Consider the following 18985-nt stretch of genomic DNA (forward strand, 5'->3'; position numbering starts at 1 on the left):
ATTCGTCCGCGAGGCGTCAGTAAATCTGACCACCTCGCGTAGAAACTTCTAATCAGCTTGCGGGTTCGCCCAGCGCGTTCATCAGTGTGCCCAGATTGTGCTGGAACATAGCAAGGTAGCTTGTCGCGGGGCCTCCCCGCTCGGACAGCGCATCGGAAAACAGGCGGCCACCGATGACAATGCCGGTCTCCTCCGAGATTTGCTGAACCAGAGCGGGGCTAGTGATGTTTTCCACGAACAGAGCGGCAGCACCTTCGGCCTTCAGTTGGTCGATCAGGATGGCCAGATCTTTTGCGGATGGTTCCGCCTCGGTGTCGATCCCGACGGGGGCCAGGAAGGTCAGGCCGTAAGCATCAGCCAGATATCCGAACGCATCATGCGCGGTCACGACGGTGCGGCGGTCCGCAGGCAAATCTGCCAACTTGGACTTGGTCTCTGCGTCCAGCGCCTCAAGCTCTGCGATATAGGCTTCGGCATTGGCCGCGATCTGATCCGCGTGCTCAGGCATCGCAGCTTTCAATACATCCGCGACATTGGTCACATAGACCACCCCGTTCGACAATGAGTTCCACGCATGCGGGTCGATTTCGCCGTCGACCTTGACCGGAGTAATCCCATCGGTGGCGACGTGTACCGTCGCATCGGTACCCGATTCTGAAATCAGCGTGTCGGACCATGTTTCAAAGCCCAGACCGTTGACAAAGATGATGTCAGCTTTGGCAACGGCTTTGGCGTCGGCGACTGAAGGCTGATAGACATGCGCGTCTGCGTCGGGGCCCACGATCGTCGTCACGTTGGCCAGATCGCCAACGACCTCTTCAACCATGTCCCCAAGGATTGAGAAACTGGCTACGATCTGGACGTCGTCCTCACCTGCGATGGCCGGGAATGCGACCAACGCAAACGAAGCCGAGGCGATGCTGGCATAGAGCGATTTTATTAGAGTCATTGTGCTTTCTCTTCTTGTTGAATCTGAGTAACGGATAAGTCGCTGGAAACGACCGGTTTGCGGGCTCTTTTGCCGAAACCAAGAGGGCCGAAGATGGCCGAGATCAGGAAAATTCCCCCGGCAACCAGAACAATGGCCGGTCCGGACGGGGTCTCTGGGAACAGGTAAGACAGGGTCAGCCCGATCCAGCAACTGGACAGCGCAAAAATGAAACCCAAAACCAACTGAGCTGTAATCGTACTGGCCCAGTATCGTGCTGCTGTTGCGGGCAGGATCATCAAACCCACGGCCATCAGCGTGCCCAAAGTCTTGAACGCAGCCAGCAGGTTCAGCACCAGCAGCAGCATGAAACCTTGATCGACCAGCCAGGGCCGCCGCGTTTGTGTTTCAAAGAAAACCGGGTCGCAAGTGCTGACAATCAATGGCCGCAAAAGGAACGCAAAGGCCACCAGCGTTACGGTCGCCACACCGCCCACCAGCAGCATCGACGCGTCGTCGATCCCAAGGATTGAGCCAAACAGGAAGCTTTTCAACGGAACAGCCGACCCCGCCGCAGACAGAATGAATATCCCAACCGCCAGCGCTATCAGATAGAGCGACGCAAGGCTGGCGTCGCTACGCAGGATCGTTCTGCGCGCCAACAACGCCGTCAGCATAGCGACACCGACACCCGCAATCAGACCGCCGACCAGCAATGACATGACTGACAGGCCAGCGGTCACGAAACCAATGACAATGCCCGGTGTGATCGCATGCGCCATCGCCTCGCCCGCCAGCGACAAACGCCGCAGAACAAGAAACGCCCCGACCGGAGCAACCGAAGCCGACAAGACGGTCGTGACCACGAAAGCACGGCGCATGAAGGCGAAGCTCCACATTTCGCTGAGCAGTTCAAACATGCGCGGGCTCCTGCGGTTTTGGGCTGGACCGGAACATCCAGGACGCCTGACTTTCGGACAGATACCCCTGGGCCACCAAACGGTCCGGCGTCAGTACATCATCCACCGGGCCGTGCGTGGCCTCTTGCCCACCCAGCAACAGGGCGTGGCTGCAATGATCCAACACCGAAGACAGGTCATGCACCACCAACACAACAGAGCGCCCCTCGTCGCGCCAGCGGTGAATAATCGACAGCAAATGCGCCTCGGTGCTTTGGTCAACGGCCGCAAACGGCTCGTCCAGCAGGATCAACGGTGCATCCTGCATAATGACCCGCGCGAACAGCGCGCGCTGCAATTGTCCACCTGACAGCATGTGAATCGGGCGGTCAGCGATATCAAGAACGCCAGCTTCGTCCAGCGCAGCGGTCATTCGGTCACGTGCCGCGTTGTCCAGCCCCGATCGAAATCCAAACCCGCGCCAGGCACCCATTGCCGCCAAGTCCCGCACGCGAATTGGGAAACGCCGGTCAAATTCTGTCATTTGTGCCAAATAACCGATTTCGCGCGGGCGGCCCTTGGGCCAGTTCAGGCTGCCCGACAGCGGGTCCATCAAGCCCAACAACATTTTCACAAACGTGCTTTTACCCGACCCGTTGGCACCTAACACAGCCAAGGTTGTTCCCGCTTCGATATCCATCGTCAGTCGGCGAAACAACGTCAGTTCGCGGTACCCAAGCGTCACATCGCGGATTTGCAGAACAGCCGTCATCAGATCACCATGTAGATCGCAAGCCACAACAGCACGGACAGCACCAAGGCACCCGCGACCAGAACCGGCACGCTGAACTCGGTCAGGCAGCGCCCGCGTTGGCCCACCGCATAATTCGAACGGCGCGTCATGAGGTTGCCTCGCAGGGCGTAAGGCAAGCGCAATCAGGCAGCGTTAAGGCAGCGATTTCCCTGCACATTCTACAGAGCCTGAACTGACAGTAATGCAATGACATGCGCATCGCCTCCTTCATTCAGACGGGGCACAGGCGAGTACAAGACAACGGGCGGCAAACCGCTTGGAACATTGTCATCTCCCTCTGGGACACCCCGCCCAGGTTACTAAATATTCGGATGGCAGGTCTCCTGACTTGCGGGTCTACGCTATCCCGATCCTTCCCAGGCAAATGCCCAGTGGACGATCTCGGGTCGCTCACCGCCTACAGTTGCGGGGGCAGTCACGGACTTGACCCATTTGACCGGGTCGCACCGTATTCCCTTTTATCCCTTCCCGCAGACAGCGGTCGGGAACCATCAGGGCGACAAAATAGGAACCGCGTCGATTCGGCAAGGGTCAACGTCCAGCTTTGGCAGTTGTGCGCCGCTGCGCCGGGCGCGACAAAAGGAAGCCCGACATCAAGACCGCATGCGTTCTGAACAGAGGTTCATTGCGAAAATAAGCCCTATGTTGGGCTTATCCTTTGGCCTAGCCTCTCAACTTCGACCCTTCCGGTCAGGTTTGAACACCTGATCCTGAAGCAGTTTCGACTAATGAAGGGCAAGACAGCGATCCAACTTGTCGAATCGTTTTTCCAGAACAGGCGTTGAGACCTACAGACTTTGAGGGTTCGGCATGCATCACCGCGGTTTGCGCTGTTACGATGACCGGCGATTACCCAATTGCAAATCCTGACCGCAGCCCAGACCGGATTAATCAAAGTCGAAAACGCAACCGGCACCAATAAGAATGGTCGAAAGCCTTGATCCCAGTTCCTAATTTACGTCGAAATTGAGAAGAATGGTGCCTCAAGAGGGACTCGAACCCCCGACCTTGTCCTTACGAAGGACCTGCTCTACCAGCTGAGCTATTGAGGCAAACGCAGGACCGTTTAAACGCTCCCAAAGTGGCGTGCAAGCCTTGATCTGCCGGAGATCCTCCACCCAACACGCGCTGCGCCTTCCAGCGTCAATTGTGAATTATTTGTAACTGTGCGGATCGGGCGTTGCCGACTCATTCATAATTCAATATTTCATGAAATATGATAGAACAGATAACCGACCAGCTTGCCATTCTTGGCCACCCGCAGCGCATCTCCGTGTTCCGCATGTTGATGCGACGATTTCCCGACACCGTCCCGGCAGGTGAGTTGGCGACGGAACTGGGGATCAAGGCCAGCACCTTGTCGAACTACCTGAACGCGCTTCAGCGGTCGGGTCTGGTGACGCAGGAACGGGTGGGAACCTCTCTGCTCTATTCAATTGAAATGAAGAATGTACAGCACATGCTGGAATTCCTGCTGAACGACTGCTGCCGTGGACGACCTGATATCTGTATGCCTTCAACACAAGGAACCAGGAAAATGACGGATCGGAAATTCAACGTACTTTTTCTGTGTGTGGGAAATTCCGCCCGCTCGATCTTTGCTGAATCCCTTTTGCGGACACTAGGCGGGGATCGGTTTAGCGTCTATTCCGCGGGCACGCAGCCTACGTCGAAACTCAACCCCTTTGCCGTTCAGGTACTAAACGACAAGGGGCACGATACATCGGGCCTGCGCTCGAAACATATGTCCGAGTTTGCCACAGACGACGCGCCCGAGATGGATTTCGTCTTTACGGTCTGCAATCAGGCCGCCAACGAAGAATGCCCGGCCTGGGAAGGTCAGCCCATTAGTGGCCACTGGGGTATGGTCGACCCGGTCAAAACAACCGGCACAGAGGCCGAGCAAAGCCTCGCCTTCCAAAACGCATACGGTGCGCTGAAACGGCGGATCGAAGCGTTCACCTCTTTGCCGGTCGAAAGCCTGGATCGGATCGCATTGCAAACTGCCGTCGACGATATCGGCAGAACCCACGTCGAGGACACGAAATGACCACTTACGCGGTAAACGGCCTCGGCCGGATGGGAAAACTGGCCTTGAAGCCCCTGCTGGAAAAGGGTGTCAAGATCGCCTGGATCAACGACGGGGTCGGTGACCCCGAGATGCACGCGCATCTACTGGAGTTCGACACGGTGCATGGCCGCTGGAATGCCGATTTTGCCCACGACGCCGACAGCGTTACGATCAATGGCACCCGCCTGCCGTTCATTGGCACCAAAGACCTGTCCGACCTGCCGCTGGACGGTGTGGATGTGGTGATCGACTGCACCGGCGTCTTCAAGACCGAGGCCAAGCTTGACCCTTATTTTGCGGCGGGGGTGAAGAAGGTTGTTGTTTCGGCCCCAGTCAAGGACGGGCCTACGGCCAATATCGTGATGGGCGTGAACGAGGGTACCTATGACCCAGCCACGCATCACATCGTAACGGCGGCCTCCTGCACCACGAACTGTCTGGCCCCTGTGGTCAAGGTTATCCATGAAAATCTGGGCATCCGCCATGGCTCGATGACTACGATCCACGATGTGACCAACACCCAAACCATCGTGGACCGCCCCGCCAAAGACCTGCGGCGTGCGCGGTCGGCGCTGAATTCGCTGATCCCGACCACCACCGGGTCCGCCACGGCGATCACGCTGATCTATCCCGAACTAAAGGGCCGGTTGAACGGCCATGCGGTTCGGGTGCCGCTTCTGAACGCCTCGCTGACCGATTGCGTATTCGAGGTTGAACGCGAAACCACCGCTGAAGAGGTCAACGCCTTCTTTAAATCCGCCGCCGAGGGCGAACTAAGGGGCATTCTGGGCTATGAGACCCGGCCGCTGGTCTCAACCGATTACACCAATGACAAGCGGTCTTCGATCGTCGATGCGCCTTCGACCATGGTTGTGAACGGAACGCAGGTGAAAATCTATGCGTGGTATGACAACGAGATGGGCTATGCACATCGTTTGGTTGACGTGGCGCTGATGGTCGGGGCCGCGTTGTGACGCAGCGGCCCGAGGGACTGTCGGCCTATATTGCGGTCACGGCGGCCTATTGGGCCTTTATGCTGACCGACGGGGCCCTGCGGATGCTGGTGCTGTTGCACTTTCATACGATGGGGTTCTCGCCGGTGCAGTTGGCGTATTTGTTCGTTCTTTACGAAATTGCCGGGATGGTCACGAACCTGGCGGCCGGTTGGATCGCGGCGCGGTTCGGCCTGACCTCAACGCTGTATGCAGGGCTTGCACTACAGGTCGGGGCGCTGCTGGTACTGACACAACTAGACCCTAACTGGGCAATTCCGGTCAAAGTCGTCTTTGTGATGATCGTTCAGGGCGCCAGCGGGGTAGCCAAGGATCTGGCCAAGATGTCATCCAAATCGGCCGTGAAACTGCTGGCCCCAACAACAGGCGGAGGGCTGTTCCGCTGGGTCGCCATTCTGACCGGATCGAAAAACGCGGTCAAAGGTTTGGGCTTTCTGCTGGGGGCCGGTCTGCTGGCAACTGTTGGCTTCATGTGGGCAACACTGGCGATGGCCATTGTGCTTGCACTCATTCTGGTGGCGATCTTTGTGTTGATGCCACCCGGCCTGCCGCAAGGACGCAAGGGCGCCAAGTTTTCCGAGGTCTTTTCCAAATCCGCAAATGTAAACTGGCTGTCTGCAGCACGCGTCTTTCTGTTTGGAGCGCGGGATGTGTGGTTCGTGGTCGGTATCCCGATCTATTTCTACGCGGTCCTGTCCGACGGGACCGAAGAAGGAAATCGCGCGGCCTTTTTCATGATCGGCACGTTCATGGCCGTCTGGGTTATCCTGTACGGAGCGGTTCAGGCCAGCGCACCCAAAATCCTGCACGCATCCGAGCGGACCGAGGGCGACCTGATCCGGGCCGCCCGCAATTGGGCTTTGGCCCTGTTCTGTGTCCCAGCTGCATTAACGGTCGCTGTTCTGATGTCGTCGGGGCCTGAGGCATGGTTGACCGTGACACTGGTTCTTGGATTGCTCGTGTTCGGGGCGATTTTCGCAATCAATTCCTCATTACATTCCTACCTGATCCTTGCCTTTACCAAGTCCGAGCGGGTCACGATGGATGTCGGTTTTTATTACATGGCTAATGCGACGGGCCGTCTGCTGGGCACCGTCCTATCCGGCCTGACCTATCAGATCGGCGGCCTTCCACTGGTGCTGGGAACTGCTGCTATTATGGTAGCCTTGGCGGCACTGACCGCAAGCAAGCTCACCGATCAGACGAACGAGGCGTACTCATGAGCATTTTCGAACGCTACCTAACCATATGGGTCGCCCTTGCAATGATCGCAGGCGTTTTGATCGGATTGGTGGCCCCCGGGCTGGTGACGTTGGTCGCATCGGCCGAGGTGGCCAGTGTCAATCTTGTGGTGGCCGTACTGATTTGGGCCATGGTTTATCCGATGATGGTCAGCGTCGATTTCGGCGCTGTCGCAGGGGTCGCCCGTCAGCCGAAGGGCCTTATTGTCACGCTAGTGGTCAACTGGCTGATCAAGCCGTTCACAATGGCTTTTCTGGCTGTCTTGTTCTTTGACCACGTATTCGCGCCGTGGATCAAACCGGAAGACGCCGCGCAATACACCGCTGGTCTGATCCTGCTAGGCGCGGCCCCCTGTACGGCGATGGTATTTGTCTGGTCTCAGCTTACCAAAGGGGACGCAACCTATACACTTGTGCAGGTCTCGGTGAACGACCTGATTATGGTCGTGGCCTTTGCCCCGATCGTCGCGTTCCTGTTGGGGGTCACCGATATCTCAGTCCCGTGGCAGACCTTGGTTCTGGCAACGGTTCTCTACGTGGTGCTGCCCCTGATTGCTGGTCTGCTCACACGGCGCAAACTGGGCTCGCAGGAGGCTATTGATGCGTTCTCGGCGCGGGTAAAGCCGTGGTCCGTGCTGGGCCTGATCACCACGGTGGTCATCCTGTTCGGTCTGCAGGGGCAAACCATTCTGGCCAAGCCGCTGGTGATTGTGCTGATCGCCGTGCCCATTCTGATCCAAAGCTACGGCATATTCGCACTGGCCTATGGTGCAGCCTATGCGTTGAAGGTGCCCCATCGCATCGCCGCACCCTGCGCCATGATCGGCACATCCAACTTCTTTGAACTGGCCGTCGCCGTCGCGATTAGCCTGTTCGGGCTGAACTCGGGCGCGGCGCTTGCAACCGTTGTGGGTGTTCTGGTTGAGGTACCGGTGATGCTGTCACTCGTGGCTTTTGCAAACCGCACGCGCAACCGGTTTTCTGATCCGGCGGCCCCGCACAAGGCATGACCGTGCTTAGAGCACCGAAACGAAAAACGGTTTGAGGTCGTCACCCGCTTCCAACGACGCAAGAACAGCCGCAGCCGTATCCAAAGACTCGCGGATCGTGACGTCCATATCCAGATAGCGATAGGTTCCCAACCGCCCAACAAAGGTCACGTTCGCGGTCTTATTAGCCAGTTCGACATATTCGCCAAGCAGCGCTTTTTCCTTCACCTGCCGGATCGGGTAATAAGGAATGTCGCCCGGCTGGGCCGCGCGCGAATACTCACGATAACAGACCGACCTGTCATGTGTTTCCCAGGGGGCAAAGTGCTTGTGCTCGGTGATCCGCGTATAGGGGACGTCTTCTTCGCCGTAATTCATAACGGCACAGCCTTGATAATCCCCGTCATAGGTAAAGCGTTCGAAATCCAGGGTCCTGTATCCAAGGCGTCCAAGTTCGTAATCGAAATAGCCATCCAGCGGCCCCGAATAGAAGACGTGGTTAAACCCTTCGGCCATGTTGCGGTCAAAGGTCGTGTTCAGTTTGACGGTGATCGAGGGGTGATCAAGGATACCCGAAATCATGTCGGTATAGCCGTTTTCCGGCATTCCCTGAAACTGATGGAAAAAGTAATTGTCGTCGTAGTTGAACCGCACCGGCAGGCGTTTAAGGATCGACGCAGGCAGCTCGGACGGGTGACACCCCCACTGTTTGATCGTGTATCCTTTGAAGAACGCCTCATAGAGTTCACGCCCGACGAACCGCATGGCCTGCTCCTCAAAGCTCTGCGGATCAGTGATCGAGGTGTCGGCCTGCTCTTCGGTGATAAAGCTATGCGCTTCGTCCGGGCGCATCGTCTTGGCAAAGAACTGGTTGATTGTGTGCAGGTTGACCGGCAGCGAAAAGACCTGCCCCCGAGAGGTCGTCTTTACACGGTTCTTGTAGGGCAGGAAATTTGCGTACCGATTGACGTAGGACCAGACCTCTTCGTCGTCGGTGTGAAAGATATGGGGGCCGTAGACATGGACCATGACGCCGGTATCAGCGTCGCGCTGGGTATGACAGTTGCCGCCGATATGGTCGCGGCTGTCGACAACTGTGATTTCGTGCCCTGCTTCGGCCAGTGCTCGGCCTATCACGGCACCGGACAGCCCAGCACCAACCATCAGGAAACGACTTGCTTTCATTTCAATGCCTTCGTCTTCAAGTTTATCGTCGTCATATCCAGCGGCTTGATCAACTGCCGCCGTGCGATCTTGAGGACACCAGACCGCGCCTCGCCCGCATTGCGGAAACTCGATAGTTTTGACAACCACGCCCGGCACATGAGCCATCCCAGTTGAAGCCGACCTGAAACAGGCTGTCCGCCTGTCAGTATCCCGGCAAAAATAACAGGTACGGTACGACGGGACAGATCGAACATTTCTTTCAGGACGGCTTCTTCTTCTTCCGAACTGAGATTGCCGGTCTCGGCCATGGCAGCTTTCAGGTTCTTGCCGACCGGACGGGTATGGTGCATCGCGATTTCATCCAGAATCGCGGTTCGGAAGGCCCCGGCTTCGGCCCAGCGGCACCAGATGTAATCCAGCCCGTAGCCGCTCATGGTGTTTTCGAACAGCGGCAACGCCTTTTTCAGAATGTCCCGATGCATACATGGGGCCATGATCTCAATGTAATTGGTGTAACGCAGAACAAAGCCGGGGCACTGGCTAAACACAAAATGGGAAAAATAGCTGTCCGGGCTGAGAGATGGCTGTGCGATACGCAGTCCATAGCCGCCCATAGCGTCGAACAGCGCGTTCACCATTGACGCGCTTATGTCCAGATCATCATCCGGCAGCCAGTAATAGTCGTATTGGTCCAGATTGCGGTTCGAAAGCGTCTTGAACAGCCCGTCCCATTTACCGCCTTTGACCAAAACCGCTTCGACGCCGGGTTCGGGCGTAAATTCCGCATATGCCTCGTCCGAAAAGTAGCTGATCAATAGATCGTAGTTTCGGTCCTCATAGGGGATGTCCAGCCACCGGTGGTGAAGTGAGTTGCTGCCCGCACGGACAACCACAAGGCTATTCTTCATACGTGGGACCGGACCTGCTGTTCGGGGCGAAGCAAAGGACCCAGCCCGTCAATCATGTCCGGGTTCAGTGGGTGGCTCAACCGGCCATGCGTAAACTTGGCCTGATAGACAAGATTGCGGACAAATCTTTCGACCGCCGAACCCGGCTTGGTCTTGCGACGGGCAGTTTCGATATTGCTGTCATGGGAATCTCGCTCGGCAATCATCTGCTTGCCCAAGGTCAGTATCGGGACTTTATGTTCCCAATAGAATTTCAAGTCGATATCGACAGGTCGCGCGATCGGAGCATCAACCTGTAGCAATCTGGCAGCCGCGCGCCGCCCAAGGATATAACCGGTGGTTCTGGGCGGCAGAATGTCAGACAGAACTAGGTTCTGATCGGCAAATTCCTTGATGATCTGCGCGTTCTTGCCCGGAACGCCGTCCAGTTTGATCATGACGTCCTCAAAGCACTCGGGACATTCGGCAAGCGCGTTCAAAAAGGATCGTGGGTCACGGATGAAAGTGGCATCGTCTTCCAGAACAAGGCCCACACAATCGCTGGATTCAGCGATGTGCTGCCAGATCTGGCGGTGCCCAAGCGTACAGGCCACCTCATTTCGACTAAGGGGGCGCTTGAACTTGGCGCGGTTCATTTCTTCATCATAAATGAGTTTCAGGTCTGACCGGCCCAGCTGTTCGCCCGCGATCGCATCCGAAAACTCATGACTCAATCCAAAGCGGGCCAGTTCTGCTTCGCAGAAACGTCGCCGCTCTACATCTTTTGGCAGGCTAAGGATAACGGCAGTGATCGACACGACTTTAATACCATCTTAATATTCCGCGTTCCTAATACTAACATTTAAGCAGTAGAAAAGCGAAAGAACGAGCGTTTTTTTCGAAAGCTACGCTAAAAACCCACAGCGGCAAAAAACCGCGCAACTACAAGTACCTATCCAGAACGCCAGAAATTCAAATTTGCGCCCGCAAACCTTGCGACCAGGCATGGGTACAGGCAAGCGACGAAAAACAAAGGGAAAATGGGCAGTTCGCGGCAAAAACACACGCGCGAGGAATTATAAATTATCATTTTTTTTCAAATACTTAAAATTTGCCGCGAATCACTCAAAACACCCCATCTTTCAAACGCCCTTGCACTGCTTTATCGGATGCTGACAACAAAAACGTCTTTTCTTTTCATCAATGACTCTTGCCGACAACTTTCCTGACACCTATCTGGCTGGGGCTATCGCCAAACAGTCAGACCAAACCGTTGGGTCAATTCATTTCATCTGCCCTTTAGAGAAGAACGGTTATAGGTTATCTGAGCGAGCGCACAGTTTCACGATCTGGAGAACGCAATGATTAAGCGCGCCTGGGACAAATGGCGGTCAGGCTATATGGGCCGCCTCATCAGCGAGAGCTTCTTTGCGCAAGGTAGACTATACGCCGTCGCGATTGTTGCGATGATTGCCGTGGCGGTGACGACCGCCGGATCCGCCTACATGATGGAATACATCGTTGATGCGATGACCAGCCCCGAGATGCGCGGCTGGGCGCACTTGATCGCGCTGGGCGTCATTGGCCTGTTCCTGGTCAAAGCCGTCGCTTCTTACATTCAGGCGGTCTATCTGGCCCGCGCCGGGAACCGGATCGTGGCCGTTCAGCAGGAAAAGGTATATCGCAAACTGCTCAGGCACGGCGTTTCCTTCTTTTCCAAAAATGAATCGTCAAACCTGTTGATGCGGACAACCCAAGGGGCGCAGGCCGCGCGAAAGCTGATCGACGTCCTTGTCACGGGCTTTGTCCGCGACACCCTGACGCTGGTCGGGCTTGTCATCGTAATGGTGTATCAGCAGCCGGTTTTGTCGGTGATGTTCTTTATCGTCGGCCCCATCGCGTTGATGGGCGTTCGCTACCTGTTGAAAAGCGTCCGGTCGATCATGCAGGCTGAGTTCAAGTCCCTGGCCGAGATCATCCGCGTTCTGCAGGAGACATCCGCCGGGATCAAAGTGATCAAGGTGTTTTCGCTTGAGGACAAGATGATCAACCGGATGGATACCGCCATCCACAAGGTTGAGCAGCGTTCCAACGACATTGCGCGGCTTCAGTCCATCGCCAGCCCGTTGATGGAGTTTCTTGCGGGTTTGGCCGTCGCTGGTGTTCTGATCGTCAGCACAATCGGACTTGCCGGAACCGAGCAGCCAACCGCCGGTCAGCTCATGTCGTTTATCACCGCTTTGCTTATGGCCTATGAGCCCGCAAAACGGCTGTCCAAAATGCGTGTCCAGATCGAAACTGCAATGGTCGGTGTCGGCTTGTTGTTCAGCCTGTTGGATCAGGAAGACACGATGCAGGAAAGCCCTGATGCCAAAGACCTTCTTGACGGCCCGGGTGAGATCGCGTTGCGCAACGTGACCTTTGGGTATCAGGGGTCGATGCCGGTGATCGACGACTTGAGCCTGACGTTCGAGGCACGCAAGACCACCGCGCTGGTGGGCCAGTCCGGCGGCGGCAAGTCAACGCTGTTTGGCCTGATCATGCGCTTCTATGACCCTGACGAAGGCAGTGTGGAAATCGACGGGCAGGACTTGCGAAATGTCAGCTTCTCATCGTTGCGACGCAAGATTTCCTATGTTGGTCAGGACACCTTCCTGTTTTCCACCTCGATCATGGAGAACCTTCGCTGCTCGGCGCCGGATGCAACTGATGAAGAGGTCATCGCGGCAGCGAAAGCCGCCCATGCGCATGACTTTATCAGCGAGTTGCCCAAAGGCTACGATACTCCCGTCGGTGAAAACGGCACCTTCCTATCAGGTGGCCAGAAGCAACGGGTCGCGATCGCTCGTGCGATCCTGCGCAAAGCCGAGATTCTGCTGCTGGACGAGGCGACAAGCGCGCTGGATGCAAAATCCGAGTCGTTGGTCAAAGAAGCACTGGATGCATTGACCAAGGACGTCACGGTGATCGTGATCGCACACCGGCTGTCGACGATTCTGGAGGCCGACAAGATCATGGTTGTTCAGGACGGCGCTGTCGTCGAACAAGGCAACCTTGATGAGCTGCTGCACAAAAACGGCAGTTTCCGCAGCTTGTTTGATGAGCAATTCAAGAAACGGGAACCAAAAGCCGAAGTGGCGGAATAAACCCGTTTGGCGCTGTGGATGCGATGGACCGTCCGCTAAGGTAAGCTGCGCGACCGGTTTGGCCACGTCCCAATCAGACCACTGTCAAAGGTCGAGTCCTGCCGGGGCCACCTGTTGGCCCCGGAATTTCGTGATGCCGCCGGATAAGGTCACGCGGCGACGTTGATTACCATCTTTCCGAAATTGCCCCCCTGCAGCAATTGGTTCAGAGCTTGGGGCGCGTTTTCGAGACCGTCGACCATGTGTTCCTTGTATTTGATTGACCCGTCTTCGATCCAACCTGTCATGTCGCGGGTGAATTCCTGATAAACTGACGGCGGGAAACTATCGAAGATGATAAAACCCTGCATTTTGACCTTTAGCCGTAGCAGAGTTCCCATGATCGCAGGACCCATATCCGGGCCTTCGGGCAGGCCGGTCAGGTTGTACCAGGCAACGATGCCGCACACCGGAATGCGCGCAAACGGGTTCAGCAGGGGCAACACGGCGTACAGGACTTTGCCGGCCACGTTCTCAAAATACACGTCGATTCCGTCTGGACACGCCGCGGCGAGCTGGGCTGCAAAATCATCGGCGTTATGATCAATGCAGGCGTCAAAACCAAGGTTTTCGACCACATGAGCGCATTTCTCAGCCCCGCCAGCAACACCGACAACCCGACACCCCTTAAGCTTGGCGATCTGCCCAACCGTTGCACCCACTGGCCCCGCAGCAGCGGCAACAACAACGGTTTCACCCGGTTTCGGCTCACCTATTTTCAGAAGACCTGCATAGGCCGTGTATCCGGGCATACCCAGAATGCCCAAGGCCCAGGACGGGTTCTGCGGCGTCTTGCCCAGATTGATGACCTGGGTTCCGTCAGAAATCGCGTAGTCCTGCCAACCGCTGCCGGACAGAACGTAATCCCCCGCTTCATACCCCGCCAGATTGGACGCAACCACCTGCCCCACAACCTGCGCTGTCATGACGCCGCCAATGGCAACCGGTTCCGCGTATGATTTGGCATCGTTCATCCGGCCGCGCATGTAGGGATCAAGCGACAGATAGACCGTGCGGATTAGCATTTCGTTTTCACCGGGCGTTGGCACCTCCGTGGTTTCCATCCGCAGCGTGTTTTCGTCCGGCAAACCTACGGGACGTTCGTTCAGAACGATCCGGCGATTGGTATCTGCTGATTGTGGCATCTTTTTCTCCCTTTGATATTGGTTATTGGGTCAAGCGGCATAAGCGTTGTCTGATTTTGACAGCAAAGTCAGATCAAGCGGCCTTTTTGGGCTGGCTCCGGCAAGGATGAGTGTTCCAGCCAGAATCCCAAGGTTTTTGACAAAATTCTGAACCTCATGCTGGCCTTTGACACCTTCAAAATTCCAAAAGTCATGCAGGCAAAAGTTCACCAAAAGGATATAGGCAACAAGGCCAAAACTGGCCGCGCGAACAAAACGATTGAACAGTAGAAAAAGCGCACCTGCAATGTTGGCAACTCCGGCCACCACCAGCAGCGGCACTGGCGCGGGGACGTTATGCTGCTGCATCAGCGCAACATGCATATCAAATGCAGCGAACTTCATCAGCCCGGGGATGAGGAAATAGACGGCCAGAAGGCATCGACCAAGTGATATGCTCATGATGTAGCGGCTTCCTAAATTACGTAATTGCAATTTTTGCTAAGGTTTCCTGCCTGAATCGAAAAGACGGGGCTGCTGATCGCCGCCCCATCCTTTGATCACGAATTCACGGCTGCGATCAGTTTTTCAGCAGCGCCTTCAGAAGAGGCCGGGTTCTGACCAGTGATCAGCAAGCCGTCCTGTAGAACATAGGGCGCCCAATCATCACCACAGGAATACTCGCCCCCATTGCCTTTGAGCATGTCCTCAACCAGGAATGGGACGATCTCGGTCAGTTCAACTGCTTCCTCTTCCGTGTTGGTGAAACCCGTAACCTTTTTACCGGCAACCAGCGGATTGCCGTCACCGTCCTTCACGTGTTTCAGAACACCCGGCGCATGGCAGACCAGCGACACCGGTTTTCCAGCCGCATGGAATGCTTCGATCAAGGCAATCGACTGTGCGTCTTCGGCCAAATCCCACAACGGACCGTGCCCACCCGGATAAAATACCGCATCAAATGTGTCATGTGCGACAGCAGCCAATTTAACGGTGTCTGCCAGTTGCGCCGTGGCATCGGCATCAGCTTCGAACCTACGGGTCGCATCTGTCTGGAAACCTTCTTCGGCGCTTTTGGGATCAAGCGGAGGTTGACCACCCAGCGGAGATGCCAAGGTGATTTCCGCGCCCGCATCTTTGAAGACGTAGTAAGGCGCAGCCAGCTCTTCGAGCCAGAAACCGGTTTTCAGTCCGGTTTCACCGAGTTTGTCATGCGAGGTCAGTACCATCAGGATTTTCATGTTCTGCTTTCCAAGTTGGGTCAATTCAGTTGGATCGTGCATTCCACCTGCACCGCGAGCGGGGGTACGCCCATGCGATCATCGCGGTACAGAGGACTTGGGCGACTCATCTACGCCAAACTAGACCGGTCGTCTAGTAATTAATTTATTAACTACTTGGCCAAAAATACTAGACTTTTGCCAAGAATCTCAATTCTTGGTCGACCTATTGTACGTTCACGGCTGGAGTATTAGACTATACGTCTATCACGGAAACAGACCTGAACCGGGTAAGAAGGCGGGGCAGATGAATACGCGATCTAACATTGTAACCGCTGGCCAATCCCTGATCGGTCAAAAGGGTTTCAGCGCCGTTGGCCTTGCAGAAATCCTAAAAGCTGCAGGTGTACCGAAAGGCTCGTTCTATCATTTCTTCGAATCCAAGGATGCGTTTGGCGTGGTATTGCTGAACGAGTATTTTGAATCCTACCATGCAAATCTGGATCATCTCTTTGCGAAACAAGGACTTACAGCGGCTGAGATGTTGATGCTGTATTTCTCGAACTGGCGCGAAAATCAGGGCCTTGAGGATTGCGAAAGCCGGTGCCTGGCTGTGAAGCTTGGCGCGGAGGTATCGGATTTCTCTGAACCGATGCGACGCGCATTAAAAAATGGAACAGACGGTATCATCTCCCGCCTGGCAACTGTCGTCCAAGCGGGCGTGTCAGATGGGTCCCTTCGCGTGTCTCAGACCCCAACTGCTGTGGCAGCCAGTCTGTATTACTTGTGGTTGGGGGCCAGCATCATGGTCAAGATATCCAAATCGCATGACCCATTTGAAATTGTGCTGACGAACACACGGCAAACTCTGGGTATAGGTGTGTCTAACTAGGGGTCTGCGCACAGTTTTGGGTCTGAGGGCGGCTTTCCTTTCTGCGGACGAACCTGACCTAAGGGTGCTTGCCAAGAGCGGCTAAGCACAACGCTGCAAGCCCACAAGCCATTGCAAAACTGGCGACCCCGGCAGGATTCGAACCTGCAACCTGCCCCTTAGGAGGGGGCTGCTCTATCCAGTTGAGCCACGGGGCCGCGCAAGGCTCTCTCTACCTGTGTTTTTTCTGGTTGTCATGGCCTTTGCACAACAGTTGTAAATTGCGCGCTGTTCACGCTACCATTCCAAAAAACAACAACGCAGGTACCCCAGTGACGACAGATACAAAACGCCCGCTTACCCTTCGTGATGTCTCTGAGGCGTCCGGTGTATCCGAGATGACGGTCAGTCGGGTATTGCGAAACCGGGGGGATGTGTCTGACGCCACCCGAACCCGGGTCTTGGCCGCTGCAAAAGAACTGGGCTATGTGCCGAACAAAATCGCGGGGGCATTGGCATCAAGCCGGGTCAATCTGGTGGCTGTCATAATTCCATCGCTGTCCAACATGGTCTTCCCGGAAGTTCTGACAGGGATCAATCAGGTGTTGGAAGATACCGAGTTGCAACCCGTGGTCGGCGTCACCGATTACCTACCGGAAAAAGAAGAAAAGGTTTTGTACGAGATGCTCTCTTGGCGGCCCTCAGGCGTGATCATCGCCGGGTTGGAGCACACGGACGCGGCCCGCGCCATGCTGGATTCTGCGGGCATTCCAGTGGTCGAAGTCATGGACACCGACGGTAAACCGGTGGACGCGATGGTCGGGATTTCGCACCGTCGGGCCGGGCGCGAGATGGCGCAGGCGATCCTCAAGGCTGGCTATGAACATATCGGGTTCATGGGCACCAAAATGCCGCTGGATCACCGGGCGCGGAAGCGGTTCGAAGGGTTCACCGAAGTGCTGGGCAAGCACGGCATCGAAATCGAGGATCGAGAGTTCTACTCTGGTGGCTCGGCACTGGCCAAGGGGCGCGAGATGACGCAAGCCATGCTGGAACGCTCACCTGAATTGGATTTCCTGTATTATTCCAACGATATGATTGGCGCAGGTGGCCTGCTTTACCTACTGGATCAAGGCATTGATGTGCCCGGCCAGATCGGCTTGGCTGGGTTCAATAATGTCGAGCTTTTGCAAGGTCTGCCGCGCAAGCTGGCCACGATGGATGCCTGCCGGTTGGAGATCGGGCGCAAAGCGGCCGAGATCATCGCCACGCAACTTGCCGATCCGAACGCCGAGGTCGACACCCGCGTGACCTTGACACCCAAGATCAGCTATGGCGACACGTTGAAACGACGCTGACCTTATGGCGCTTCGTCAACTGGACAACCGAACAGCGCGGGCCGTGTTCATGGATCGGCACGCCCTTCTTGAGCCGCCGACAGGCAGCGCCAAGGGGACCGCTCTTCTGGACCTGATTCAGCGGTTGGGGTTTGTGCAACTGGACAGCATCAACACGGTGGCTCGCGCTCATGACATGATCCTGTTTTCACGCAGGCCCAGCTATCGCCCAAAGAATCTGAAACACCTGTACGAACGCGACAGGGCATTGTTTGAACACTGGACCCATGACGCCGCAGTTATCCCCATGGAGTATTACCGGCATTGGCACCTCAGGTTTCAACGAGACGCGGATATGTTGAAATCCCGTTGGAAGAACTGGCGCCGGGACGGGTTCGAGCAGCGGTTTGAAACTGTCTTGCAGCATATCCGTGACCACGGGCCAGTGTCGTCGTCAGACGTCGGCAAGGACGAAAAGAAAGGATCGGGCGGCTGGTGGGACTGGCACCCATCCAAAACCGCGTTGGAGTTCCTGTGGCGGTCCGGGGCGTTGACTGTGATTGGGCGACAGGGATTTCAGAAACGCTATGACCTGACAGAACGTGTGATCGACGACCATCTTTGCCCTGGAAAGCTGCAGGTTGACCCGGAAGAAACTGTTGATTGGTTGTGCAATGCGGCGATGGACCGGTTGGGGTTTGCAACCTCGGGCGAGCTGGCCGCGTTCTGGGACACGGTAAGCACCACAGAAACCCGGGAATGGTGTAAACAGGCTCTAATAAAAGGAGAGCTGGAAGAAATCGAAGTCACCTGTGCCGATGGCCGGATGCGTAAGATGCTGTCGCGGCCCGGTTCGGTAAGCACTGGTCACTTGAACAAACCGCCGGGCCGTATCCGAGTGCTTAGTCCGTTCGACCCCATGCTTCGCGATCGTAACCGGGCGGAAAAGCTGTTTGGGTTTCACTACAGGATCGAAGTGTTCGTACCTGCCCCAAAACGAACCTACGGCTATTACGTGTTTCCACTGTTGGAAGGTGACCGAATGATCGGTCGCATCGACATGAAGGCCCACCGCGACGACGGTGCATTGCGAGTCAGCGCTGTGTGGCCGGAACGGTCCGTCCGTTGGTCTGCGGCACGGACAGGTCGGTTGGAATCCGAGCTCGACCGGGTGCGCAGATTGACCGATCTTGACCGCGTAGAGTTTGCGGAAAACTGGCTAAAGGACCCTGTTTAGGG

18 protein-coding genes, 2 tRNA genes and 1 riboswitch are annotated in these 18985 nt (G+C 56.1%); of the genes, 8 read left to right on the top strand and 12 right to left on the bottom strand.

The genetic code is table 11. From position 1 onward, the window contains the following. Positions 1–52: 52 nt before the first annotated feature. The 5 genes from RUESEDTHA_RS06490 to RUESEDTHA_RS06505 all read right to left on the bottom strand — a co-directional run bounded on the left by RUESEDTHA_RS06490 (position 53) and on the right by RUESEDTHA_RS06505 (position 3693). Positions 53–949, bottom strand: a complete 897-nt coding sequence (locus RUESEDTHA_RS06490; RefSeq protein ID WP_180885425.1) for a metal ABC transporter solute-binding protein, Zn/Mn family — start codon at positions 947–949, stop codon at positions 53–55. Continuing rightward, positions 946–1848: a metal ABC transporter permease gene (locus RUESEDTHA_RS06495; protein WP_219635822.1), complete on the bottom strand. Its 903-nt coding sequence runs from the start codon at positions 1846–1848 to the stop codon at positions 946–948. The genes RUESEDTHA_RS06490 and RUESEDTHA_RS06495 overlap by 4 nt, the downstream gene beginning before the upstream one ends. Then, positions 1841–2599, bottom strand: a complete 759-nt coding sequence (locus RUESEDTHA_RS06500) for a metal ABC transporter ATP-binding protein (RefSeq protein ID WP_171240244.1) — start codon at positions 2597–2599, stop codon at positions 1841–1843. The genes RUESEDTHA_RS06495 and RUESEDTHA_RS06500 overlap by 8 nt, the downstream gene beginning before the upstream one ends. Beyond that, a complete protein-coding gene (locus tag RUESEDTHA_RS20845) occupies positions 2599–2730 on the bottom strand; it encodes a hypothetical protein (protein ID WP_255431636.1) in 132 nt (43 codons plus the stop codon). The genes RUESEDTHA_RS06500 and RUESEDTHA_RS20845 overlap by 1 nt, the downstream gene beginning before the upstream one ends. Before the next feature lie 206 nt (positions 2731–2936). Next, positions 2937–3149: riboswitch (cobalamin riboswitch) on the bottom strand. 468 nt (positions 3150–3617) lie between these two features. Beyond that, positions 3618–3693: transfer RNA gene (locus tag RUESEDTHA_RS06505), tRNA-Thr, on the bottom strand. A 164-nt stretch (positions 3694–3857) separates the two neighbouring features. Here RUESEDTHA_RS06505 and RUESEDTHA_RS06510 point away from each other — a divergent pair. Genes RUESEDTHA_RS06510 through arsB form a run of 4 tightly spaced genes read left to right on the top strand, consistent with a single transcriptional unit; the run spans position 3858 to position 7976 of the window. After that, the gene (locus tag RUESEDTHA_RS06510) at positions 3858–4691 is read left to right on the top strand and encodes a helix-turn-helix domain-containing protein (protein WP_180885427.1); all 834 of its coding nucleotides are present in this window, start codon (positions 3858–3860) and stop codon (positions 4689–4691) included. Next, entirely contained in the window at positions 4688–5686 is a 999-nt protein-coding gene (locus RUESEDTHA_RS06515; protein ID WP_180885429.1) for an ArsJ-associated glyceraldehyde-3-phosphate dehydrogenase, read from the top strand. Before RUESEDTHA_RS06510 ends, RUESEDTHA_RS06515 begins: the two co-directional genes overlap by 4 nt. After that, positions 5683–6948, top strand: coding sequence for an organoarsenical effux MFS transporter ArsJ (gene arsJ / locus RUESEDTHA_RS06520; RefSeq protein ID WP_180885431.1), 1266 nt, complete (start codon positions 5683–5685; stop codon positions 6946–6948). The genes RUESEDTHA_RS06515 and arsJ overlap by 4 nt, the downstream gene beginning before the upstream one ends. Beyond that, positions 6945–7976: an ACR3 family arsenite efflux transporter gene (gene arsB / locus RUESEDTHA_RS06525; protein ID WP_180885433.1), complete on the top strand. Its 1032-nt coding sequence runs from the start codon at positions 6945–6947 to the stop codon at positions 7974–7976. Before arsJ ends, arsB begins: the two co-directional genes overlap by 4 nt. Positions 7977–7982: 6 nt before the next feature. On the opposite strand, the gene glf is transcribed toward arsB, so the two are convergent. Genes glf through RUESEDTHA_RS06540 form a run of 3 tightly spaced genes read right to left on the bottom strand, consistent with a single transcriptional unit; the run spans position 7983 to position 10827 of the window. Continuing rightward, positions 7983–9140: a UDP-galactopyranose mutase gene (gene glf / locus RUESEDTHA_RS06530; protein ID WP_180885435.1), complete on the bottom strand. Its 1158-nt coding sequence runs from the start codon at positions 9138–9140 to the stop codon at positions 7983–7985. Then, positions 9137–10030 (bottom strand): hypothetical protein, encoded by an 894-nt coding sequence (locus RUESEDTHA_RS06535; protein WP_180885437.1) that lies wholly within the window; start codon positions 10028–10030, stop codon positions 9137–9139. Before RUESEDTHA_RS06535 ends, glf begins: the two co-directional genes overlap by 4 nt. Next, complete coding sequence (locus RUESEDTHA_RS06540; protein ID WP_171123958.1) at positions 10027–10827, bottom strand: glycosyltransferase family 25 protein; 801 nt, start codon at positions 10825–10827, stop codon at positions 10027–10029. Before RUESEDTHA_RS06540 ends, RUESEDTHA_RS06535 begins: the two co-directional genes overlap by 4 nt. 543 nt (positions 10828–11370) lie before the next feature. Here RUESEDTHA_RS06540 and RUESEDTHA_RS06545 point away from each other — a divergent pair. Continuing rightward, on the top strand, positions 11371–13155 hold the full coding sequence (locus RUESEDTHA_RS06545) for an ABC transporter ATP-binding protein (protein WP_180885439.1): 1785 nt from the start codon (positions 11371–11373) through the stop codon (positions 13153–13155). A gap of 149 nt (positions 13156–13304) precedes the next feature. Here RUESEDTHA_RS06545 and RUESEDTHA_RS06550 read toward each other — a convergent pair whose 3' ends face one another. The 3 genes from RUESEDTHA_RS06550 to RUESEDTHA_RS06560 form a co-directional block, all read right to left on the bottom strand. After that, positions 13305–14339 carry an NADP-dependent oxidoreductase gene (locus RUESEDTHA_RS06550; protein ID WP_180885441.1) on the bottom strand — a complete coding sequence of 345 codons (1035 nt, stop codon included), beginning with the start codon at positions 14337–14339 and terminating at the stop codon, positions 13305–13307. 30 nt (positions 14340–14369) lie between these two features. Continuing rightward, a complete protein-coding gene (locus tag RUESEDTHA_RS06555; protein ID WP_180885443.1) occupies positions 14370–14780 on the bottom strand; it encodes a DoxX family protein in 411 nt (136 codons plus the stop codon). 98 nt (positions 14781–14878) lie between these two features. Then, positions 14879–15559: a type 1 glutamine amidotransferase domain-containing protein gene (locus tag RUESEDTHA_RS06560; RefSeq protein WP_180885935.1), complete on the bottom strand. Its 681-nt coding sequence runs from the start codon at positions 15557–15559 to the stop codon at positions 14879–14881. Between the two features lie 286 nt (positions 15560–15845). Between RUESEDTHA_RS06560 and RUESEDTHA_RS06565 the strand changes: the two genes are divergently transcribed. Then, the gene (locus tag RUESEDTHA_RS06565; RefSeq protein WP_180885444.1) at positions 15846–16430 is read left to right on the top strand and encodes a TetR/AcrR family transcriptional regulator; all 585 of its coding nucleotides are present in this window, start codon (positions 15846–15848) and stop codon (positions 16428–16430) included. 120 nt (positions 16431–16550) lie between these two features. Here the strand turns inward: RUESEDTHA_RS06565 and RUESEDTHA_RS06570 are convergent. Continuing rightward, positions 16551–16627 (bottom strand) — tRNA-Arg (locus RUESEDTHA_RS06570). A gap of 114 nt (positions 16628–16741) precedes the next feature. Between RUESEDTHA_RS06570 and RUESEDTHA_RS06575 the strand changes: the two genes are divergently transcribed. Next, positions 16742–17767, top strand: a complete 1026-nt coding sequence (locus RUESEDTHA_RS06575) for a LacI family DNA-binding transcriptional regulator (RefSeq protein WP_171124211.1) — start codon at positions 16742–16744, stop codon at positions 17765–17767. 4 nt (positions 17768–17771) lie between these two features. After that, positions 17772–18983 (top strand): winged helix-turn-helix domain-containing protein, encoded by a 1212-nt coding sequence (locus tag RUESEDTHA_RS06580; protein ID WP_180885446.1) that lies wholly within the window; start codon positions 17772–17774, stop codon positions 18981–18983. Positions 18984–18985 lie beyond the last annotated feature (2 nt).

This window comes from Ruegeria sp. THAF57, from assembly GCF_903914075.1.
Lineage (GTDB): Bacteria > Pseudomonadota > Alphaproteobacteria > Rhodobacterales > Rhodobacteraceae > Ruegeria.